Annotated in this window: 17 protein-coding genes, 1 other RNA gene and 1 other annotated feature; of the genes, 13 read left to right on the top strand and 5 right to left on the bottom strand. The window is 44.2% G+C overall.

The window, feature by feature from the left end:
- Window positions 1–8 precede the first annotated feature (8 nt).
- From gyrA to HNQ47_RS09345, 3 genes are all read left to right on the top strand, one after another.
- Window positions 9–2,486, top strand: coding sequence for a DNA gyrase subunit A (gene gyrA, locus HNQ47_RS09355; RefSeq protein ID WP_183329138.1), 2,478 nt, complete (start codon window positions 9–11; stop codon window positions 2,484–2,486).
- 88 nt (window positions 2,487–2,574) lie between these two features.
- Window positions 2,575–2,780 (top strand) — a binding site (T-box leader).
- A 33-nt stretch (window positions 2,781–2,813) separates the two neighbouring features.
- Window positions 2,814–4,103, top strand: coding sequence for a serine--tRNA ligase (gene serS, locus HNQ47_RS09350; protein WP_183329137.1), 1,290 nt, complete (start codon window positions 2,814–2,816; stop codon window positions 4,101–4,103).
- An 86-nt stretch (window positions 4,104–4,189) separates the two neighbouring features.
- Window positions 4,190–5,560: a TrpB-like pyridoxal phosphate-dependent enzyme gene (locus HNQ47_RS09345; protein WP_183329136.1), complete on the top strand. Its 1,371-nt coding sequence runs from the start codon at window positions 4,190–4,192 to the stop codon at window positions 5,558–5,560.
- Window positions 5,561–5,599: 39 nt separating this feature from the next.
- Here the strand turns inward: HNQ47_RS09345 and ffs are convergent.
- Window positions 5,600–5,697, bottom strand: an RNA gene (gene ffs / locus HNQ47_RS09340) — signal recognition particle sRNA small type.
- Between the two features lie 49 nt (window positions 5,698–5,746).
- Between ffs and tadA the strand changes: the two genes are divergently transcribed.
- From tadA to HNQ47_RS09320, 4 genes are all read left to right on the top strand, one after another.
- Window positions 5,747–6,208, top strand: coding sequence for a tRNA adenosine(34) deaminase TadA (gene tadA, locus HNQ47_RS09335; protein WP_183329135.1), 462 nt, complete (start codon window positions 5,747–5,749; stop codon window positions 6,206–6,208).
- Window positions 6,209–6,268: 60 nt separating this feature from the next.
- Window positions 6,269–8,023: a DNA polymerase III subunit gamma/tau gene (dnaX, locus tag HNQ47_RS09330; protein WP_183329134.1), complete on the top strand. Its 1,755-nt coding sequence runs from the start codon at window positions 6,269–6,271 to the stop codon at window positions 8,021–8,023.
- A gap of 3 nt (window positions 8,024–8,026) precedes the next feature.
- On the top strand, window positions 8,027–8,611 hold the full coding sequence (gene recR, locus HNQ47_RS09325; protein WP_183329133.1) for a recombination mediator RecR: 585 nt from the start codon (window positions 8,027–8,029) through the stop codon (window positions 8,609–8,611).
- 743 nt (window positions 8,612–9,354) lie between these two features.
- On the top strand, window positions 9,355–9,906 hold the full coding sequence (locus tag HNQ47_RS09320) for a hypothetical protein (protein WP_246346127.1): 552 nt from the start codon (window positions 9,355–9,357) through the stop codon (window positions 9,904–9,906).
- Here the strand turns inward: HNQ47_RS09320 and HNQ47_RS09315 are convergent.
- Window positions 9,894–10,448 carry a CYTH domain-containing protein gene (locus tag HNQ47_RS09315; RefSeq protein WP_183329131.1) on the bottom strand — a complete coding sequence of 185 codons (555 nt, stop codon included), beginning with the start codon at window positions 10,446–10,448 and terminating at the stop codon, window positions 9,894–9,896. The two genes, HNQ47_RS09320 and HNQ47_RS09315, sit on opposite strands and share 13 nt — an antisense overlap.
- 57 nt (window positions 10,449–10,505) lie before the next feature.
- On the opposite strand from HNQ47_RS09315, the gene HNQ47_RS09310 reads away from it, so the two are divergent.
- Window positions 10,506–11,279: an NAD kinase gene (locus tag HNQ47_RS09310; protein WP_183329130.1), complete on the top strand. Its 774-nt coding sequence runs from the start codon at window positions 10,506–10,508 to the stop codon at window positions 11,277–11,279.
- Here HNQ47_RS09310 and HNQ47_RS09305 read toward each other — a convergent pair.
- Complete coding sequence (locus tag HNQ47_RS09305) at window positions 11,276–12,511, bottom strand: FtsW/RodA/SpoVE family cell cycle protein (RefSeq protein ID WP_183329129.1); 1,236 nt, start codon at window positions 12,509–12,511, stop codon at window positions 11,276–11,278. The two genes, HNQ47_RS09310 and HNQ47_RS09305, sit on opposite strands and share 4 nt — an antisense overlap.
- A 74-nt stretch (window positions 12,512–12,585) precedes the next feature.
- Here HNQ47_RS09305 and mutS point away from each other — a divergent pair, with 74 nt between their 5' ends.
- Genes mutS through HNQ47_RS09280 form a run of 5 tightly spaced genes read left to right on the top strand, consistent with a single transcriptional unit; the run spans window position 12,586 to window position 19,985 of the window.
- Window positions 12,586–15,105 carry a DNA mismatch repair protein MutS gene (mutS, locus tag HNQ47_RS09300; protein ID WP_183329128.1) on the top strand — a complete coding sequence of 840 codons (2,520 nt, stop codon included), beginning with the start codon at window positions 12,586–12,588 and terminating at the stop codon, window positions 15,103–15,105.
- Window positions 15,106–15,114: 9 nt separating this feature from the next.
- Window positions 15,115–16,896 carry a DNA mismatch repair endonuclease MutL gene (gene mutL, locus HNQ47_RS09295; protein ID WP_183329127.1) on the top strand — a complete coding sequence of 594 codons (1,782 nt, stop codon included), beginning with the start codon at window positions 15,115–15,117 and terminating at the stop codon, window positions 16,894–16,896.
- Complete coding sequence (gene miaA, locus HNQ47_RS09290; RefSeq protein WP_183329126.1) at window positions 16,889–17,794, top strand: tRNA (adenosine(37)-N6)-dimethylallyltransferase MiaA; 906 nt, start codon at window positions 16,889–16,891, stop codon at window positions 17,792–17,794. Before mutL ends, miaA begins: the two co-directional genes overlap by 8 nt.
- Window positions 17,795–17,799: 5 nt before the next feature.
- A complete protein-coding gene (locus tag HNQ47_RS09285; RefSeq protein WP_183329125.1) occupies window positions 17,800–18,708 on the top strand; it encodes a diacylglycerol/lipid kinase family protein in 909 nt (302 codons plus the stop codon).
- A gap of 5 nt (window positions 18,709–18,713) precedes the next feature.
- Window positions 18,714–19,985, top strand: coding sequence for an HlyC/CorC family transporter (locus HNQ47_RS09280; RefSeq protein ID WP_183329124.1), 1,272 nt, complete (start codon window positions 18,714–18,716; stop codon window positions 19,983–19,985).
- Between the two features lie 29 nt (window positions 19,986–20,014).
- On the opposite strand, the gene HNQ47_RS09275 is transcribed toward HNQ47_RS09280, so the two are convergent.
- Both HNQ47_RS09275 and HNQ47_RS09270 read right to left on the bottom strand, forming a co-directional pair.
- Window positions 20,015–20,635, bottom strand: coding sequence for a YggS family pyridoxal phosphate-dependent enzyme (locus HNQ47_RS09275; protein ID WP_183329123.1), 621 nt, complete (start codon window positions 20,633–20,635; stop codon window positions 20,015–20,017).
- Entirely contained in the window at window positions 20,632–22,137 is a 1,506-nt protein-coding gene (locus tag HNQ47_RS09270; protein ID WP_183329122.1) for an ATP-binding cassette domain-containing protein, read from the bottom strand. Before HNQ47_RS09270 ends, HNQ47_RS09275 begins: the two co-directional genes overlap by 4 nt.
- Window positions 22,138–22,142 lie beyond the last annotated feature (5 nt).

Raw genomic sequence — 22,142 nt, 5'->3', positions numbered from 1 at the left:
AGGCTGCCATGGAAGATGAAAATCGAAACAATGAACATGATCGTATAGAAGAAGTGGAGATCTCCAAAGAAATCCGTGAAGACTTTCTGGATTATTCTATGTCGGTCATCGTACAACGTGCCTTGCCGGACGTTCGTGATGGACTGAAACCGGTCCATCGTCGTATTTTACATGCAATGAATCAATTGGGCATTACGTCCAATGTTGCACATAAAAAAAGTGCCCGTATCGTCGGTGAAGTCATAGGTAAATATCACCCGCACGGCGATGTCGCTGTGTATGATGCGATGGTTCGTATGGCGCAGGATTTCGCTTACCGGTATCCGCTGGTCGACGGCCACGGCAACTTTGGATCACTGGACGGCGATGAAGCAGCCGCGATGCGATATACCGAGGCTCGTATGTCTAAAATTGCGACAGAAATGCTGCGGGATATTAATAAGGATACCGTGGATTTCGTCGAAAACTATGATGGAGAGGAAACCGAACCAACTGTGCTGCCAAGCCGGATCCCAAATTTATTGATCAATGGATCCGTCGGTATTGCGGTAGGTATGGCAACCAATATTCCGCCGCATAATCTGGGTGAGACCATTCAGGCAATTTTTGCAGTGATGGACAATCCGGATATTACGGTGCCGGAATTGATGAACTATATCAAAGGACCGGATTTTCCGACCGGCGGTATCATTTTGGGACGCAAAGGGATCCGCAAAGCATATGAAACAGGCCGCGGTTCGATCATGGTGCGTTCCAAATATCATGTGAATGAATTAAGCAATGGCAAAAAACAGATCATTTTCTATGAAATTCCCTATGCGGTCAATAAATCAAAATTAATTGAAAAAATGGCCGAATTGATCCGAAACAAAGAAATCAACGGTGTGACCTATCTGAATGATGAAAGTAACCGGGAAGGAATTCGGATCGTCATGGAACTGCGCAAGGATGCTCAGGAAGATGTGATCTTAAATCAATTGTTCCGCCTGACGCCGCTGCAGTCCAGTTTCGGCATCAATATGCTGGCACTGGAAAACGGCCGGCCGCGTCAGCTGCCGTTAAAAGACATTATTAACGACTATATTGATTTCCAGGTGGAAGTCATTGTCCGCAAGACTAAATTTGAATTGAAGAAAGCACAAGATCGTGCGCATATATTAGAAGGATTCCGCATTGCGCTGGATCGGCTGGATGAAGTGATCCAGACCATCCGCAGTTCCCATAAAGATGAAGCCGGTTTGAATGCTGAGTTATGTGAAAAATTTGGTTTTGATACGATCCAGGCCAAAGCTATCCTGGCAATGCAGCTGCGCCGTTTATCCGGATTGGAACGCGATAAGATCGAGCGCGAATATCAGGAACTGCTGCTGAAGATTGCCGACTACAAGGATATTTTGGCAAATCATGACCGTGTCCTGAAGATCATCCGCGATGATTTAACAGAAATCAATGAAAAATACGGCGATGAACGTCGTACGGAAATCACCGATGCTTATGTAGATATGGATGATGAAGATCTTATTCCGAAGGAAGATGTCATCGTGATGCTGACGATGTCCGGCTATATCAAACGGACACCAGTTGATACCTATCGGACCCAGAATCGCGGCGGCCGCGGCATTAAGTCGTTGACGCTGAATGAAGACGATGCCATTGATACGATGCTGTCGATGAATACGCATGATATTTTGCTTTTATTTACCGACAAGGGCCGTGTATTCCGGATCAAGGGATATAATGTGCCGAATGCATCCCGTACATCGAAAGGTATTCCGGTCGTCAATTTGATTTCCTTGAATAAGGAGGAAAACGTTACGACGCTGCTTTCGATTCCGCAGGATTCAGATTTCAAGACATTGCTGTTTGTGACCAAAAACGGTATCGTCAAGCGGACGTCGGTCGATGAATTCCGTCATATCAATAAGAATGGTAAGATTGCCATTGATTTACGGGAAAATGATCTATTGTTCTTCGTGAAACCGACGACTGGTCAGGAAGAAGTCATTATTGCGGCTTCCAACGGCAAAGCTGTCCGCTTTAAAGAAACCGATATTCGGATGATGGGACGAACCGCAGCCGGTGTCCGCGGTATGGATGTCGGCAGTGATCATGTGGTCGGCTGTGCCGTCAGTCATGAAGGCGATACGCTGCTTTCTATTTCTGAGAACGGCTACGGCAAGCGCAGCCAGATTGATGATTATCGTCTGACTTCGCGTGGTAAGAAAGGTGTAAGCACCATGAACATCACGGAAAAGACCGGAAATCTAATGGTCGCCAAAGCAGTCAATCCGGAACAAGATGCGATGATCGTATCAAGCAGCGGTATCATGATCCGGATCCCGATCGATTCCATTGGAATCTATGGACGCAATACGCAGGGCGTCCGGCTGATCAATTTGACAGAAAATGCGAAAGTGACCCGTCTGACATTGGTTGATCATCAGGAAGAGGAACAAGAACCGGAAGAAGAACAAGAATATAGATAAGCAAAGATCCCGCCGTTTTAGCGGGATTTTTATTTCACTCATATGAAAATCCGATTCTTGAATTCTGCTGGAAAGAATGATATAAATAAAGAAAGTGTTGATAAGGAAAAGTAGTTGATTTCGGCTTTTTCAGAGACGATATGGCTGGTGCAAATATCGAAAGCGAAATGAATGAAAAGCCCCTTGGAACGAATGGATGAAAAGAGTAGTTCATTCCGGTACAGACCGTTATCATGCAGAGTGATCTTTTTATGAAAGATAAAAAGGGTGGCAACGCGAGACATCGTCCCTTTGTGGAGCGAAGTCTTTTTTATTGGAGGAAAAGAAATGTTAGACATCAAATTTGTGCGTGAGAATCCGGATTTAGTCAAAGAAAACATGAAGAAAAAATTCCAGGATTCAAAAGTTCACTTGGTCAATGAAGTTTTAAAAGAAGATAAGGATCTTCGTCAGACCCAGCAGCATGCAGATGATCTGCGTGCACAGCGGAAAAAGATATCCAAGAAAATTGGTATGCTGATTGGTCAGGGCAAAAAAGAAGAAGCCCAGGAAATCAAAAATCGCGTGACAGAGATGGCCGATGAACTGGAAGCTTTGGAAACAAAAGAAAATGCCTTGCGGGAATCTGTTCATAAAAAGATGATGATGATCCCGAACATGATCGAGGATACGGTTCCGATCGGTAAGGATGACAGCGAGAATGTCGAATTGGAACGCTTCGGTGAACCCGCTGTTCCGGATTTTGAAATTCCTTATCATACAGAAATTATGGAAAAATTTGACGGTATCGATCTGGACAGTGCCAGACGTGTGGCCGGCAATGGTTTCTATTATTTAATGGGAGACATCGCCCGTCTGCATTCATCGATCTTAAGTTATGCACGTGATTTCATGATCAACAAAGGTTTTACGTATGTGGTCCCGCCGTTCATGATCCGCAGCGCAGTCGTTGACGGTGTGATGTCTTTTGAAGAAATGGATGGCATGATGTATAAGATCGAAGGTGAAGATCTTTATTTGATCGGAACCAGCGAACATTCCATGATTGGTAAATTTATCGATACGATCTTGGATGAAGAAAAACTGCCGTACACATTGACATCCTATTCACCGTGTTTCCGTAAGGAAAAAGGTGCACACGGCATTGAAGAACGCGGTGTCTACCGGATCCATCAGTTTGAAAAACAGGAAATGATCGTGGTTTGTAAACCGGAAGAAAGCAAAGCATGGTTTAAGAAGCTGTATATGAATACGGTAGAATTCTTCCGCTCGCTGGATATTCCGGTTCGTACGCTTGAATGCTGCTCCGGAGATCTGGCTGATCTGAAATCCAAATCGGTCGATGTGGAAGCTTGGTCGCCGCGTCAGAAGAAATACTTTGAAGTCGGCAGCTGTTCGAATTTGACCGATGCCCAGGCACGCCGTTTACGGATCCGTGTCAAAGGCAAAGACGGTAAGAAGTATTTTGCCCATACGTTGAACAATACATGTGTTGCTCCGCCGCGGATGTTGATCGCATTCCTGGAAAATAACTTGCAGGAAGACGGCACCGTTTTGATTCCAAAGCCGCTGCAGCCGTATATGGGCGGAACAGAAAAATTAGTACCGAAAGACTGATGTAAAATCAGTCTTTTTTGTTTCTGAAAACTTTGACATTTATTGAAAATCATGTTTTCATTGAAGGAGAAAGAGAGATTTTTTTAATGAAAAAAATTCCAAACAAAATTTATTTATCAGAAGATGAAATTCCGAAACAGTGGTACAACGTCCGTGCGGATATGAAAAATAAACCGGCGCCGTTATTAAATCCAGGTACGGGCGAAGTCATGCAGTTTGAAGATCTGCGGCCGGTATTTTGTGACGATCTGATCCGTCAGGAATTAGACAATGATACGCCGTTCTTTGATATTCCTGAAGAAATCCAGGAATATTATAAGACCTACCGTCCTTCTCCGCTGTGTCGGGCATACCATCTGGAAAAAGCGCTGGATACACCGGCAAAGATTTATTATAAGTTTGAAGGCAACAACACCAGCGGCAGCCACAAGCTGAATTCTTCCATTGCACAGGCATATTATGCAAAGAAGCAAGGGCTGAAAGGCGTCACGACAGAGACTGGTGCAGGTCAATGGGGAACTGCTTTATCAATGGCATGTGCCTATTTCCATTTGGACTGCCGTGTCTATATGGTAAAAGTTTCCTATGAACAAAAACCATTCCGTCGTGAAGTGATGCGGACCTATGGTGCGACGGTCACCCCTTCCCCATCGATGAATACAGAAGTTGGCCGAAAGATCAATGCGGAACATCCAGGTACGACCGGCAGCTTAGGCTGTGCAATTTCTGAAGCCGTTGAAGATGCGACAACGCATGAAGGTTATCGTTATGTACTGGGCAGCGTACTGAATCAGGTCGTTCTGCATCAGTCTGTGATCGGATTGGAAACCCAGACGGCATTGAAGAAATATGGCATTGAACCGGATATTATCATCGGCTGTGCCGGCGGCGGCTCTAACTTGGGCGGATTGATCGCACCTTTTATGGGTGAGAAATTACGCGGCGAAAAAGATTACCGGATCATTGCGGTCGAACTGGCTTCCTGCCCGAGCTTTACCCGCGGTAAATTTGCTTATGACTTCTGCGATACGGGCATGGTCACACCGCTGGCAAAGATGTATACGCTGGGTTATGATTTCATTCCTTCTCCGAACCATGCGGGCGGTCTGCGCTACCATGGTATGAGTCCGATCCTATCGCAGCTGTATCATGACGGATACATGGAAGCTGTGTCGGAAGAACAGACATCTGTCTTTGCGGCAGCGGAACAATTTGCGCGTATTGAAGGCATCCTGCCGGCACCGGAAAGCAGTCACGCGATCCGCGCAGCAATTGATGAAGCACTCAAATGCAAAGAGACCGGTGAAGCGAAGACCATCGTATTCGGTTTAACGGGAACGGGTTATTTTGATATGACGGCCTATGAGGCTTATAACGACGGTACGATGAAAGACTACATTCCAACCGATGAAGAGCTGGAAGAAAGCTTTAAAAAGTTACCGAAAATCAATCGATAAAAAAGAAAGGCTTGATCATATGATCAAGCTTTTTCATAAGCAAAAAAAAGAACTACTACACATGACAGCGCCTGCTTAAGGCTGCTATGTTCCCATCCTGACCTGATTCACAAGATGTCATTGTAGTAGCGCAATCATTTTATCAAGAAATAAAGAATTTGTAAAGGTATGGGGTATAATACAAATATGACAGATGAACAATGGATGAAACAAGCCATCAAACAGGCCAAAAAAGCAGCAGAAAAAGATGAAGTTCCGATTGGCTGCATTATCGTTCACGATGGGAAAATCATATCCCGGGCATATAATCAACGCGAGATCAAACAGTTAAGCACGGCCCATGCCGAAATTTTAGCCATTCAAAAAGCGTGTCGGAAATTGGGGACATGGCGGCTGGAGAATTGTGATTTATATGTGACTTTGGAGCCTTGTCCGATGTGCACCGGAGCAATCATTCAATCACGGATCCGTCGGGTGATATTCGGCGCCTATGATCCGAAAGGCGGATGTATGGGATCTTGTACGGACTTGTTAAAGGTCAAAGGATTTAATCACTATCCAGAAGTCAGCAGCGGCATCTGCCAGGAGGAATGCAGTGATCTCCTGAAGGAATTTTTCAAAGAGAAACGGAAACAAAAGAAATCGTGACCGTTTCTTTTTGTATGCAAAGAACATGTTATAATAGTCTCACGAGAAAGCAGGTGTCTTATGGCGTATCAAGCGTTATATCGTAAATATCGACCGGCTACATTTGATGAAGTTGTAGGCCAGCGGCATATCGTGCAGACATTGAAAAATGCAGTGGTACAGAATCGAATTGCCCATGCGTATTTATTCTGCGGCCCGCGCGGTACGGGAAAAACATCCATTGCGAAGATTTTCGCCCGTACATTAAACTGTACATCCGAAAACAACGATCGCCCCTGCGGTCATTGTGAAAATTGTCGGATGGCCTTGAACGGCAGTCATCCGGATATCATTGAGATCGATGCCGCATCAAATAACGGTGTCGACGAAGTCCGTAATCTGATCGATCGTGTGAAATATGCACCGATGGAAGGAAAATACAAAGTTTATATTATTGATGAGGTTCATATGATGACAGCGAGCGCTTTGAATGCTCTGCTGAAGACCATCGAAGAACCGCCGGAACATGTCGTCTTTGTTTTTGCGACGACGGAACCAAACAAAGTACTGCCGACCATCATTTCCCGCTGCCAGCGATTTGATTTTACGAAGGTCAGTCAAAAAGATATCGAATATCGTATTCATGTGATTTGTGAACAAGAGAAAATTGCCATCGAAGACGAAGCGGTTTCTTTGATTGCCCTTTTGAGCGACGGCGGCATGCGCGACGCATTATCCATTTTGGATCAATGCCGTGCATATTGTGAAAACAAGATCCATGTGGATGATGTTCGTCAAATCTACGGTATCCTGACAAAAGAAGATATTGGTTCTTTATTTGAAAAGTTGTACCAGCAGGATGTAGAGGATGTGATCCGAAATCTGCAGGATGCTTATGAGCGTGGGATGGATATGAAACGACTCACGTCAGATTTTATATCACTATTAAAGGAAAGTATTATTTTGGATTATTCTCCGAATTCGACATTGGTCGGCGAACGTTCAAAATCAGTGGTGCAGAAATATATGGCGGCTTCCCCTCTTCCCTTCCGCATTCGTTTGTTGGATGAACTAATGGATACATACAATAAATATCCGTATGCATCGAATGTGCTGGATTACCTGGAAACTGCGTTATTAAAGTTGATTTCTCAATCATATGAACATGAGAAAGCAGCAGAAAAATCTGAAATCAGATATTCAAACCATGCGAATACAGCTTCAAAGTCACATGAATCAACATCTGATAAGTCAGAAATAATTGAGAAAAAGGCCAAAAAAGCCAATAAAATAGCGAAAAAGGACAGTAAAGCAGAATCTGATGTTTCACGTGAAACATTGAAACAGTCAGAAATTCCGAATCATAAAATCATATTTGACGATGAATACATCCTGCAGCTGTTAGTAGGATCGGATAAGAAAATCAGAAAAGAAGATGAATACAAATATGAAGATCGTATCCTTTATCAGACCGATCCAGATTATGGAAAGTATGCTGGTTCACTTAATACCTCATCGATATTCGCAGCATCTGATCATTATCTGCTGATTTGTGTGAATACAGAGATGGAAGCCAACGAAATCAATCTGACGGAGGAAAAAGAATCCTATGCACCTTTTATGAAGAAATTAATTGGCAAGCCGAAAAAGATCTTCGCGATTGATATGAATCAGAAACAACGTGTCACAAAAGATTTTGTGAAAAGGATGAAAGAAGGGACCCTCCCTTCCCCGGTTGATGTGACTGTTCCTATGGAAGAGGAAAAGAAGCCGGAAAATACAGAAGAGAATGAATTAAAGAAGATATTTCCGAATCTGAAAGTGGAGGAAGATTGATCTATGAATTATCCAAAAAAATTTAATGACTTGATTCAGGCCTTTCAGAAGCTTCCTGGTGTTGGTGCGAAGACAGCAGAGCGTTATGCCTATACGATGCTGGATTGGGACCCGGAAACGTTAAACGACTTTCTGGATGCAATGAATCATATGAAAACAGGAATACAGCGTTGTAAGATTTGTGGAAATCTGAGCAGCGGAGAAAAATGTTCAATTTGTGCGGATCCTGATCGGAATCGGAATATGATCTGTGTTGTAGAAAGTCCGAAAGATATTGCAGCCATTGAATCAATGCAGGAATACAATGGCGTGTACCATGTCTTAAATGGAACCATAAACATGAAAAAAGGCATTCTTCCCGATCAGCTGAATATCCAATCCTTATTGGATCGGATCAATGAGGAAACACAAGAAGTGATCCTGGCGACGGATCCAACGATGGATGGCGAAACAACCGCCTTATATATCGAAAAGCTTCTGAAAGATAAAGTAAAAATCACACGATTGGCATATGGTATTCCGATTGGCGGACATTTAGATTATACAGACAGTTTAACCCTGCTCAGAGCCTTTCAGGGACGTAAATAGGACGTTTCACATGATAAATATATGAATAATCAGAAGGATTTTACATGATCATATGAAAAGGATCTCGAGTATTCTCTTCATATGATTTTTATATTTAATGCAGAAATAACGAATTTCATTCGTACTTGTACGTATAAGTTAAATCACAGTAAAATTATATTGAAGATAAAACTTAGTATAAATAGATTGTAATAGTTAAAAAAATGCAAACAAAGTGAAATCACTAATAAAGAGTAAATAGTTATTGAATATATTGACTAGAATGAGGGAAATTTTCCAATAATTATATGAATCATCAAATCATGAAAAATTTATCTATAAATAGACATTTGTAAAAATATATGAACATCATATTCTCATGAATAATGTCAATATGAACGGAAAATTTAATAAAAAATCATGCTATTTCTATAATGTGAACAATCACATGAAAGAAATATGATTAAAAAATAAGATAAATATTCATATGAATAGGAAGAAATTGATATTTATATTTCATATGAATCCAAAATCATCGAGTATATTGAAAAAATATATTCATATGATTGAAAAAAATCAGAAATTTTATTGATTCCATTTTCATATGATGGTAAGATTAACATGCACGCTAGAAATCGGAATAGAATATGAACAGAAAATTAGGGTATGACTGTTCATAGGATTTAAATCTGAACAAACGGATGCATGATTAGAGGGTGAAAAGGATGCAGGATTCAAATCAACCGGTTGAAGTCTATTATGATATGGAAATCGCTGAAATATGCGAAATGTTTTCGAAGTCCAGAAACACAGTCGATAAAGCTGTTGCGAAATTGGTGAAGAATTATCCGGATGCTGGATATAAATACAAGAATCCTAAGACGCGGCGGATCACGATCAAGGCAGAGGGCGTAGAGAAACTTTCTAAGTATTTTAGAAAAGAAAAACACGAAGTTTCTCCTGTAGAAACCGAATTGCGGTATGAAAACGAAAAGCTCAAAGCCGTTCTGGAAGAGAAACAAAAATCAATGGATAAAATCGAAGAATTATATAAAGAAAGATTATCTCTAGAGCTGGAAAAGAGTAAACAAACATTTTTATTAGAGAACCAACAAAAAGATGATCGGATATCTGAATTAGAATCTGAAAATCAGACTCTGAAGGATGAGAAAGAAAAATTAGAGAATGAAAAAAAAGATCTGGAAGAAAAATCCGGTCAAATGGAATCTTTGGAATCTGAATTAAATGAATTAAAAAGACAGAAAGAAGAATATAATTCAAAATCTTTCTTCTACCGGCTCACTCATAAATTATAATGCAAAGCCCTGGCAATCTTGCTGGGGCAGTTTTTTGTATAAGTCAGTCCGACTTTCTGTAACATCTGATTAAAAACGGAGATCCCATCGTGTTCTTTCCGATATTCATATTCAATTTCATAATCACTATGATCGGGAAAAACCGTATGATCCGCGCTAATTTCGGCGAATTCCGTTGTATAGGTCTGTCGTTTTGTCGTAAAAGATGTAATTACGTTCATTTCTGAAATTGGAATATGATATTCCTGCAGCCAATGAAGGATCTCTGGATCATGGATCTCATCAATCGTATGAGCTTCGATATCTTTTTCCAATTCAATATGCGTAATAGAATCCGTGCGGATCTTCAGGGTAAAAATATGACGGTCATTGATCGTTCGGATACGCATTGCACCGCCTAATGAATGAATATAACCATTTTTGGTATCATAATATGTATTCGTCTGCTGCCATGGTTTGGTAAAATCATATGAATGGATTATTTTTTCATATTGATCAGGCTGTACTAAAATTTTTAATTCGCGTTCAATTGGTTTTGGCATATTCTTCACCTCGTTCTTTATGGTACAATGAGAACATCAAAAAGGAAAGTGATGTTTATGAGGTTTTCGTTTCAGCTGCGCGGTGATGTCAATTCAAAGCGAGTAGGGGATTATTTAAAAAAAGAATGTTTGAAAGCAGGATGGGAATATCGGCCGGATGATCCGGAGATCATTCTGTCGATCGGCGGTGACGGCACGCTGCTGCGGGCCATTCATAAGTACATCGATTGTTTGGATAAGATCATGTTTGTAGGGATCCATACGGGAACGTTGGGCTTTTTTACAGACTATACGCAGGATGAGCTGGAATTATTCTTAGATGATATTGTGAATCAAAAACCCTATATTGAAGAATCACCTTTACTAGAATTTGACATTCCGGAAAAAGAGTTTAAAGACTACGCCCTGAATGAAATCCGTATCGAAAGTCTGGAAAAAACCTTATATCTTGATATCTATATTGATGGGGAGTTCTTTGAAAGAACGACCGGCTCCGGTATTTGTCTGAGCACGCAGGCAGGATCGACAGCCGTGAACCGCGCCCTGAAAGGTGCAGTCGTTGATTCCGGTCTGCAGGTCCTGCAGCTGTGCGAGATCATGCCGATTTCACATAAGATCCATCATACACTTTTAAATCCGTATATCATGAAATCCGATCGGGAAGTTGTCATCCGAAGTGTTTCGCTGCACAACGCTGAAGCTTGTTACGATCACCTGCATATCGGCTTAAATGATGTGAACGAAATTCATATGAAAACATCCGAAAAAAAAGTACGGTTCGTTCGATACCGCACTTATTCTTATTTAAAACGTCTGAAAAATTTATATTAAGCTTTTTTCGCTTTCTTTGGGCGGTCCGCCAAGATACGGATCGCTTTTTTATGACTCTCCGGACTGAGGTTCATGATGATCGCAAATGAAATAAAATAAGACAAGATACTGCTGCCGCCGTACGAAATCAGCGGTAAGGTGATACCGGTGATCGGAAAGATACCGACGATCATACCCAGGTTTTGGATCTGCTGATAGAACAACATGGCCACTACACCAATGACAATAAATCGATCCATACGATCTTTCATCCGATATGCCATCATGCATAAATACAAGTCCAATCCCATGCACAGCAGAACAATTGCGGTCGTGCCGATCAAGCCAAAACACTGTCCGATCGCCGCAAAGATAAAGTCCGTATGCGCTTCCGGGATCGCAATGACATTCGCCTGCAGACCGTATCCCGTCAGGCCGGCGCTGCCCAATGAAAGCAAAGCAGTATACAGCTGATTTGAACTGCCTAAAATATATTCATCCGGGTTCAGCCAGGCTTCGATCCGCTGCAGACGGTAAGCGGAAATAAACTGCGCAATGAAATCTTCATGGAATAAAAACAAATAGAAGAAAAGTACAACCGCGGCAACAATGACCGAAAGCAAAACGACGATATATTGTTTTCGGATGCCGGAACAGATCAACAGCACCAAAATCGTAAAGACGATGATGATGCAGACACCGGTATCCGGCTGCAGGAAGATCAAAATCAATGAAGGCAAAGTGATCCGCAGGATTTTCAATAACAGCTGCAGATCATCAGCACCGCTAGGATGTGGGTGAGCATCCTGATGATCCCGAATAGCTTTGGAGACCAGCACGATCAATACGATCTTCATGAACTCACTGGGCTGAAAACTTCCTAACAGCGGAATGCTCAGCCAGGAAACGGCACCATTGATCGAAGGTGCGAACGGCAGCGTATGACCGGTCACACGATTCAAGATGCTGGAGCCCAATAAATAAAGCAGGCAGTACATTAAAATTGTATATGCCTTTTTTACATATTTAAAAATGACCTCATTGGACATGGACGTCAGCAGGAACATAACGGTAAAACCGATGATGTACCATAAAATCTGACGAAACAAGTAGGTAGGACCGCTGCCTTCACTAATTAAATTGAATGCGTTGTACAGCGCAAAACAACTCGTGAACATTAAAATCAATAAAATCACCAGCAGGCCGACATCCACTTGAAACGTATTATTACGAAAAACTACTGTCCGTTTCACTCCGGGACCCCCTTACAATTTGCATATAGTATACCATATTCACCGTCAATCAGAAAATTTGCTATAATAGGAACATGAAAAAATATACACCAATGATCGAACATTATATAAAAGTAAAAGAAGCAAATCCAGATAAAATATTATTCTATCGGGTCGGCGATTTTTACGAAATGTTTCTGGACGATGCAGAAACTGCCAGCCGGGAACTGGACCTGGTGCTGACGGCTAAGGCAGCCGGCAACAACGAAAAAGTTCCGATGTGCGGGATCCCGCATCATGCAGCCGGAAATTATATTCAGCGATTAATTAAAAAAGGATATAAAGTAGCAATCTGCGAACAACTTGAAGATCCAAAAGAAGCCAAAGGCCTCGTGGACCGCGGCATCATCAAAGTCATTACGCCGGGAACCTATATGGATGAAGCTCTGGATGCCAAATCCAGCAATTATCTGGCCTCAGTCATGGTCAGCGGCTATGAGATTTGTGTGCTTTATTGTGAATTGAGCACAGGGGAGCTCAAATATCAAACTGTGGAACATTCACTGGTCGCTTTGCAGCGGGCGCTGCTCGACCAGCATGTCAGCGAAGTCGTCATTCCGATGAGCTTTGATAAAAATTGGCTGAACGCTTTGAAAGAAAACGAAACGATCATGGTCTCGCGCCAGAAGAAAACCAAATTGGAGGAAGCCGACCGGAAACTGCTGCCATTGGATGCCAAAGAGACGCTGGAACAGGCACTGGCACAATTGATGGGTTATTTGAAAGAAACTCAGAAACAGCACATCGATCATTTTATACCGATGGAAAGTATGGATAAAGAACGGATCCTGATCATGGACTATGAAACCAAACAGCACCTGGATCTGGTTTCCGGCTCCCGCGGCATGAGCCTGTGGTCATTTATGGACCGCTGCAAGAGTGCCATGGGTTCGCGCATGCTGAAAAACTGGATCGAAATGCCGCTGATCGACGCCTCTGCCATTGCGAAACGTCAGGCCGCGGTGCAGATCCTGAAAGATGATTTTATGCTGCGGGAAAACCTCAAAGACCATTTGATTTATATCTATGATATGGAACGATTAGCGAGCCGGATCTCCTACGGCAATGCCGGCCCGCGCGATATTCTGCAGCTGACGGCTTCGTTGGAACATGCCAAACCAATTTTGGAACTGGCCGCTGCTCTGACATCGTATCCGGAACTGCAGGACGTGCCGACATGTTACGATTTGTATGAAGAAATTCAAGGGGCGATCGTCGAGGATCCGCCGCTGACTTTAAAGGACGGCGGTGTCTTTACGGATGGATACAGCGCAGAGCTGGATGAAGCCCGTCAGATCGCTAAAAAAGGCAAAGATTACATCCTGGAAATTGAAGCCAAAGAACGAGAACGTACCGGCATCAAAGCTCTGAAGATCGGCTATAACCGGGTTTTCGGCTACTACATCGAAGTGCGCAACGGCAGTCTGGATCAAATCAAAGATGAGTACGGTTATCATCCGAAACAAACATTAGCAAATGCCACGCGTTTTATCACCCAGGAACTGAAAGAAAAAGAGGAACAAATTCTGCACGCCCAGGAAGAGCGTGTGCGCTTGGAACAAGAGCTGTTCCATGAACTGTTGATGAAGATCAAGGCCCGCCTTTATGATCTGCACGCCTGTGCCCGCGCGTTGGCAACCGTGGATGTGCTGACGGCTTTGGCCGATCTGGCCGCAGAAAAAGGCTATATCTGCCCGCAGTTTCATGAAGAACGATCAGTATCCATCATTGAAGGGAAACATCCAATTTTGGATGATCATATGAAAAGTCAGAAATATGTCTCCAATTCCTGGCAGATGGATGAAGACAATCACATTGAAATCATCACCGGTCCGAATATGGGCGGTAAATCCACCTATATGCGTCAGAATGCCTTGTTGGTGGTTATGGCACAGATGGGCAGTTTTATTCCGGCGAAACAAGCTGTGCTGCCGATTTTTGACCGGATCTTCACCCGCATTGGTGCCAGCGATGACATTCTGACCGGCAAGTCGACATTCATGGTCGAAATGATGGAGGCCAATATTGCGCTGCGCTATGCGACAGAAAACTCATTGATCCTTTTTGATGAGATCGGCCGCGGCACGGCCACATACGATGGGATGGCTCTGGCACGGGCGATGATCGAGTATATTGACAGTGCGATCCGGGCCAAGACGTTATTTTCGACGCATTATCACGAATTGACCGATCTGGAAGAAGAGCGGAAAACCATCAAAAATGTACACGTGGATGTCAAAGAGAAAAAACAGCACATCGAATTTCAATATCGTGTGATCAGCGGCAAAGCCGATAAATCCTATGGGATCAACGTGGCCCGTCTGGCGCACCTGCCGCAGGCCGTGCTGGATCGTGCCGGCGAACTGCTGAAAGAGTACGAAGGCATGGAACGGAACAATGGCTATCAGCCGAATCTATTTGTGATGGATACCGTTCAGCCGGAGAAATCCGAACTTGTCGAACGTCTGCAGAACATGGACGTCGATGCGATGAGCCCGCGTGAAGCGCTGGATTGTTTATATGAACTGAAAAAGTTATCGAAATCCATTGAATAAAGGAGCATTATGGCACATATTCATGTATTAAGCGAACAATTAACCAATATGATCGCGGCCGGCGAAGTAGTCGACCGTCCTGCCAACATTGTTAAAGAGTGTGTGGAAAACAGTATCGATGCTCAAGCACAAGTTATTGATATTGAAGTCTGGCAAGGCGGGATCGAGCGTATCATGATCACGGATGACGGCATCGGAATGAGTCCGGAAGATGCCGATCTTTCATTCTGCCGTCATGCCACGAGTAAAATCGCCGATGAAGCTGATTTATTTAATATCCAGACCATGGGCTTCCGCGGTGAGGCGATCCCAAGCATCGCTTCGGTTGCCCATGTCGATATGAAAACCAACGACGGAACGACCGGCACACATATTGTCTATGATTATGGGGAAAAGAAAACCAAGGAAGAAATTTCCTGTCCGAAAGGAACGTGCATCGATGTATCGGGGCTGTTTGTCAAAACACCGGCCCGGTTCAAACATCTAAAGAGTCCGACTTACGAATTCTCCATTATTGCGGATTTGGTCAATAAGCTAGCGTTAAGTCACCCAGAAATCCGATTTACGCTTTCACACAATGACCGGGTCATTTTTCAGACTTCCGGCAACGGCAACATTCAAGAAATCCTATTTCAGATGTACGGCCGGGAAGTCGCGATGAACGCCATTCCGTTTGAAAAACAAAAAGATGAATTCACCATCAAAGGCTATGCAGTACAGCCAAAAATCAACCGGGCAACGAAGTATTTCTTATTTGTGACATTAAATACCCGCTTGATCCGCAGCAATCCCATCCAGCACGCGATCTTAGACGCGTACAGTGATTTTCTCCCGAAACAGCGCTATCCGATCTGCGTGCTGCAGATCACGACGGATACACAGCTGGTGGATGTCAATGTGCATCCGAATAAGTGGGAAGTCCGGCTGTCGAAACAGTCCCAGCTGACGGAATTGATCCGGGAAACCATCAAGGAAACACTATCCGCCCAGTTAAAAACAGTGGAAATCAAACAAATCAAAAAACAGCCCGTCTATCAGCAGCCGGAAATGACGTATACATATCCGGTTCCGAAACGGCAGGACCGCAGCGCAGAGATCCATAAAGGATTTGAAAATTACCAGTCGATTCCGACAGCTCCCGATCCAATTGTTCAGGAAGAGCAGGAACCGATCCAGTCAGACATACCGGAAGAAACAAACCGCGGTCCGGAGTTTTTCAATCACTTGACGGTATTGGCCCAGCTGCATGATTCATATATTTTGTGTTCGGATGAAAAAGGCTTGGTCATCATCGATCAGCACGCGGCCCAGGAACGTTATCATTATGAACAGCTGCTGGAACAGCTGGACCATCCGGTGATGCAGACACAGCCGCTGTTGGTGCCGATCCAGATCGATGTACCGGATACGATCACCGCACAGGTAAAAGAAATCAACGAAAAAACGGAATTCTTTGGTCTGCATTTTGAGGCGTTCGGCGACGATCAGCTGATCCTGCGTGAAGTGCCAAATTGGTTCAATGAAGTAGATGCGATCCCGTTTCTGCAGGATCTTCTGGATACTTTTGTCAAAGAGCAGAATGTGAATATGAAATCACTGCGCAAAAAAGTGATCGCAACGATGGCTTGTCACAGTTCCATCCGATTTAACCGGCCTTTATCCAAACCAGAGATGGAAAAAGTCATTGAGGATCTGCGGCATTGTAAACAGCCGTATCATTGTCCGCACGGCCGGCCGACCGTGATCACATTAAGTGATGAAGATTTACGAAAGGAATTTGAACGTGGATAAGATCATTGTGATCGTCGGGCCGACCGGCATCGGCAAGACCAGTCTTTCAGTGCAGCTGGCAAAGCGCCTGAACGGGGCCGTCATATCCGGCGACAGTATGCAGGTGTATAAAAAGATGGATATTGGTACGGCAAAAGTCACCGAAGAAGAAAAACAGGGCATACCGCATTATCTGGTGGATATCCAAAATTACGATGAACCTTATAACGTTAAGATCTTTCAGGAAAAATGCCGGCAGGCAGAACGTGAAATCGTCGCCCAAGGAAAAGTACCGATTCTTTGCGGCGGAACGGGTTTGTACATCAAAGCCGCATTATATGATTATACGTTTGAAGAGGAAGAAATCGATGAAGCGTATCAAAAAGAACTGGAAGCTCTGGATGAAAAGACGTTGTATGACCGGCTGGTGAAGGTCGATCCGCGCTCGGCGGAAAAGATCCATCCGCACAACCGCAAACGCATCCTCCGGGCTTTGCAGATCGCGCATACCGGTATGAGTAAATCGGAAAGGGAACAACACCAACAGCACCGCATGTTGTTTGATGCCTTCCTGTTGGGGCTGGATGTCGATCGGGAGGTGCTGTATGACCGGATCGACCGGCGTGTGGAAGCCATGTTTGATCAAGGACTGGTACAGGAAGCGACAGCCTTGTTTTCTGAACCCGCCACATGGAAATACAACAGTTTTCAAGCCATTGGTTATAAAGAATTCCAGCCGTACTTTGAAGGGACCGCTGACTTGGATGAAGTAAAGGAGGCCATCAAGGTGCATTCCCGCCAATATGCCAAACGGCAGTATACCTGGTTCCGTCACCAGATGGATGTACGCTGGTATGAAACTGGGGATCCGCAGATTGAAAAAGACATCAAAGCGTGGTTATATGAAAGGGAAGGATGAGCGATATGAAAGAAGTATTTTTAATCAATCCTCACACAGACGCAAAAAAACTTTATGCGTTGATGGAGGAAATCAAGAAAAACTTCAAAGGCAGACAGGTCATTATTGAAAAAACCAAAGCGCCGAAGCATGCAGAATACATCGCGAAGAAATATGCGTTGTTTGAAAACGAACCGGTGCATTTGTATGTCTGCGGCGGTGACGGCTTGCTTCATGAAACGATCAACGGTCTGATCGATGCGCGCAGCGAAGTCCATGTTTCTGTGCTGCCGCTCGGGACCGCCAATGACTTTGTGAAAACATTCCGGCCGTGGACCACGGCGGATTTTCTGAATTTAGCCAACTATAAAAATCCGATTGCCATGGACTGTGATGTGATGAGCGTCAACGGCGAATATGCGATCAATACGGTTTCCTTCGGTTTTGATGTATATGTGGCACAATATGCTAATCATATGAAAAGCAGATTGCCGGTCCAGGGCATTATCCCATATTATACCGGCATGCTTCAGACATTACGCAGACCGCTCGGACAGGAATACCGCATGCAGATCGATGACCAGCGAATGCCGGCAGCTATCTATGATTTTGTGGTGTTCTGCAACGGCAAGTATTACGGCGGCGGCTATCAGCCGTGTCCGGACGCGATGATCAATGATGGTGTGATCGATGTCTGCTTGATCAGCGGACTGAAGAAACGTGATATTGTCTATTTTGCGAAAGCCTATGAAAAAGGTGAACACATTTCCCATACCGATCGTGTTACGATCAAACAGGCACACATTATTCATATGGATACAAACAATGAAACCATTTACGGCAACCTGGACGGTGAAGTGCGGGCGTTTAAAAACCCGACCATTGAGCTAAAAAGCCATGCGATCCATTTGTGGCTGCCGAATGTAGGAGAATAAAAACTATGGAATCAGAAAATGGGATACGGATCCTAACCTTAATTGTACTGCTGCTGTTTTCAGGATTCTTTTCTTCCGCGGAAACTGCACTGGTTTCCTGCAGCCGCATCCGCATGCGGACATTGGCCGATGAAGGCAATAAAAACGCGGCTGTCGTTCTGCGTATTTTAGAAAAACAGGACAAAATGCTCAGTGCCATTTTGATCGGCAATAACTTTGTGAATACACTGGCTTCCAGTATGGCAACCGTGATCGCCTATTCATTCGGAGGCGCAGCCGTCGGCATTGCGACCTTCATCATCACGCTGCTGATCTTGATTTTTGGAGAGATCACCCCGAAGACCATGGCAACCAAACGAGCGGATTCCATGGCGCTGCACTATGCGAAGATCGTCCGCGTACTGATGGTCGTACTGACGCCGATCATTGCGTTTGTCAATGTGTTCAGTTCGATCTTCCTGCGCATCTTAGGCGTTGATGTATCAGAAAACGGTCCGTCTTTAACTGAAAGTGAGCTGCGGACCATTGTCGATGTGTCCCATGAAGAAGGCGTCATTGAGCAGGATGAAAAGGAAATGATCAACAACGTGTTTGATTTCGGCGATGCCAAAGCCAAGGAAGTCATGGTCCCGCGGGTACATGTCATCATGGCAGAGGATACTTCTTCGTATGAAGATCTGCTGGAAGTATTTCGAAAAGAGCGTTTTACCCGTATACCGATCTATAAAGATTCTATCGACAATGTTATTGGTATGGTCAATATGAAAGACTTATTGTTATATGATGACCTGGAACATTTCAATATCTACAATTTGCTGCGAAAACCGTTTTTTACCTTTGAAAACAAGCCGATCTCCGACTTGCTGCTGGAAATGAAAAAGTCCACCAACAACATGGCCATCGTGCTGGATGAGTATGGTGAATTGGCCGGGATCATCACCTTGGAAGATATCATCGAAGAGATCGTCGGTGAAGTGCAGGATGAGTACGATGACTGGGAAGCCGCCAACATTAAACAAGTCACAGAGCGGGTCTATGATGTTAAAGGGTATATCAGTCTGCATGATCTGAACGACGCGATCGGTCTGGATCTGGACAGTGAAGAATTTGACTCCATCGGCGGTCTGGTCATCGATAAACTAGGCCGGCTGCCGAAGCTGAATGAACAGATCGTGCTGGACAACGGCATCAAGATCAAGGTCATCAATTTGAACAAAAAACGCATCGAGGCCGTGCGCATCACACTGCCGAAAGATTTTCATCAAACATCTGAATAAGAAAAAAACCGGGAGATCCCGGTTTTCATTTACTCAAATAATGCAGTGCCGATACGCACTTGTGTGGCGCCGTGCTCCAGTGCCAGCCGCCAATCATGACTCATGCCCATCGATAAGGTATCCATCTCCGGATACACTTTTTTCATGCGATCGAATAATGCTTTCATTTCATCGAACTCACCGGCCACCACGCTTTGATCATCCGTATTTGTCGCGATGCACATCAAGCCTTTCACCTTAATATTGTCAAACTGCTGCAGATCGGCAAGAAAGGCTTCGGCATCCTCGAATGGGTAACCGGTCTTGTTTTCATCGGTCTTTGAAACCTTCAGCTCAGCCAGTACTTCCTGTACGATGCCCTTTTTAGCAGCCTGTTTATTGATTTCTTTGGCCAGTTTGACGGAATCGACACTGTCGATCCGGTCGACCTTGCCGACAATATATTTGACCTTGTTGGTCTGTAAGTGACCGATAATGTGCCAGCTGTACTGCGGATCATATTTCGTTAAAAATTCCTGGACCCGGTTTTCACCAAATACATGCAGTCCAAGGGATGCCAGTTCATCGACTTCTTCCTTGGTATGTTTTTTCGTGACGGCAACCAGATCGACATGTTTCTCTTTGATTTCCTGGATCAATGCGGTATTCATGAACATTCCTCCCATCGTTTATTCTGAATGCGATAATGTGCGGTAAACGCCGCGCGGATCAGCGCCCGATCGTGACTGACACATATCAGACATCCGGGATATTCTTCCATCCAGCGGATCAGCACCGGCAGCGAAAGCGGCGATAAATTCCGGCTGGGTTCGTCCATTATTATAACATTACATCCGTTTAACGTTAAATAGGCCAAATAAACTTTTGCCTGCTGTCCATATGAACAATCCGACAGCTGCTGCGTCATTTCCTCCGGCAGAAATTTTAAGCTTCCGAGCATGGTCTGGACATCGGTTTGTTTGGTGACCCGATGCAGAAAAGAAACCGGCGTATCGTCAGGTTCGAAGAAATCGGTATAATTCTGCGGCATGTAACCCAGAAGAATGCCAGGATCCTTCTGCAGCCGCTGATAGAATGTTTTAAGCAGATATGTTTTACCAGCTCCGTTCTGGCCGGTGATCACGATCTTGTCCCGGCCTTTGACCGTCAGGTCGACTTGTTCGATCAATGTCCGGGTCTCGATCTTCAGCGGTTCATGGAAATCCAGTACGATACGCTGGGCAGCCAGCGGTGTGCCTTCCCAAACGATATTGATTTCTTCTTCCAGTGAATCGACATGATGATAGCTCTGATCCTCGATGCGCTGTTTTGTCGCCTTGACAGACCGCATTTTATCTTTCAGATTTTTTGCGACATTCGGTGCCTGACGGGAAACCGAACGCAGGTCGCTCTGCACCTGATTATAGATATTGTTGATGCGTTGTTTCTGCGCCATATATTGCCGTTTTTCGCTTTCGCTGACTTGGATTTCTTTTTGGCGATTCTGCATTCGTTGATGAATATAATCATCATAAGGACCGTTGAATACAGTGACCACAGGTTTGGTTTTCTTGTTGCGCTGTTCAAAATGAACCAGACGTGTGGCAGTATGTTCCAGGAAGGTCACATCATGCGAAACAAAAAGCACCGGTTCACTGCGGCTGAGGATCCATTGTTCCAGCCATTCCAATGTTTCCAGGTCTAAATCGTTGGTCGGTTCATCCAGACAAAAATAATCATAAGCCGACATGGACAGCTTTAAAAGCTGCAGACGGACTTTTTCACCGCCGGACAAAGTAGAGATCGGCCGTTCTTCATAAAGAAAATTCACATCTGTTTTTAAGGGATCCAGTTCCGACAGCCGATTGTATGCTTCCCATGGAATTTCATCTTCAGGATGTTCCTTCAGCAGGAAGTCCATCGGAAAGGTGTCTTTCCATATGAGCGGCAGCTGCTGCGGCAGATAACCAGCTTTGCCGATGTTGTATACCGTACCGGAAATAGTCACGTAGGGAGCCGGCTGGTGTGCGATCAATTTCAGAAATGTAGATTTGCCGTCGCCTTCTTCGGCGATCAAACCAATGCGGTCATGATCATTGACAGATAATGTAACGGCAGGGAAAAGGGTGCGCCCATTGGCTAAGGACGCGGATAATTGAGAACAAATAAGCATGATAA

Source organism: Catenisphaera adipataccumulans (assembly GCF_014202755.1).
Classification (GTDB): domain Bacteria; phylum Bacillota_I; class Bacilli_A; order Erysipelotrichales; family Erysipelotrichaceae; genus Catenisphaera; species Catenisphaera adipataccumulans.
Note: the sequence above shows the minus strand (reverse complement) of the source record. Positions and strands in the feature narration are given on the sequence as shown.

What these genes read in the sequence shown, in the direction of transcription:
- gyrA (WP_183329138.1), top strand. Translation starts at nt 9, where the DNA reads ATGGAAGATGAAAATCGAAACAATGAACATGATCGTATAGAAGAAGTG.
- serS (WP_183329137.1), top strand. Translation starts at nt 2,814, where the DNA reads ATGTTAGACATCAAATTTGTGCGTGAGAATCCGGATTTAGTCAAAGAA.
- HNQ47_RS09345 (WP_183329136.1), top strand. Translation starts at nt 4,190, where the DNA reads ATGAAAAAAATTCCAAACAAAATTTATTTATCAGAAGATGAAATTCCG.
- tadA (WP_183329135.1), top strand. Translation starts at nt 5,747, where the DNA reads ATGACAGATGAACAATGGATGAAACAAGCCATCAAACAGGCCAAAAAA.
- dnaX (WP_183329134.1), top strand. Translation starts at nt 6,269, where the DNA reads ATGGCGTATCAAGCGTTATATCGTAAATATCGACCGGCTACATTTGAT.
- recR (WP_183329133.1), top strand. Translation starts at nt 8,027, where the DNA reads ATGAATTATCCAAAAAAATTTAATGACTTGATTCAGGCCTTTCAGAAG.
- HNQ47_RS09320 (WP_246346127.1), top strand. Translation starts at nt 9,355, where the DNA reads ATGGAAATCGCTGAAATATGCGAAATGTTTTCGAAGTCCAGAAACACA.
- HNQ47_RS09315 (WP_183329131.1), bottom strand. Translation starts at nt 10,448, where the DNA reads ATGCCAAAACCAATTGAACGCGAATTAAAAATTTTAGTACAGCCTGAT.
- HNQ47_RS09310 (WP_183329130.1), top strand. Translation starts at nt 10,506, where the DNA reads ATGAGGTTTTCGTTTCAGCTGCGCGGTGATGTCAATTCAAAGCGAGTA.
- mutS (WP_183329128.1), top strand. Translation starts at nt 12,586, where the DNA reads ATGAAAAAATATACACCAATGATCGAACATTATATAAAAGTAAAAGAA.
- mutL (WP_183329127.1), top strand. Translation starts at nt 15,115, where the DNA reads ATGGCACATATTCATGTATTAAGCGAACAATTAACCAATATGATCGCG.
- HNQ47_RS09285 (WP_183329125.1), top strand. Translation starts at nt 17,800, where the DNA reads ATGAAAGAAGTATTTTTAATCAATCCTCACACAGACGCAAAAAAACTT.
- HNQ47_RS09280 (WP_183329124.1), top strand. Translation starts at nt 18,714, where the DNA reads ATGGAATCAGAAAATGGGATACGGATCCTAACCTTAATTGTACTGCTG.
- HNQ47_RS09275 (WP_183329123.1), bottom strand. Translation starts at nt 20,635, where the DNA reads ATGAATACCGCATTGATCCAGGAAATCAAAGAGAAACATGTCGATCTG.
- HNQ47_RS09270 (WP_183329122.1), bottom strand. Translation starts at nt 22,137, where the DNA reads ATGCTTATTTGTTCTCAATTATCCGCGTCCTTAGCCAATGGGCGCACC.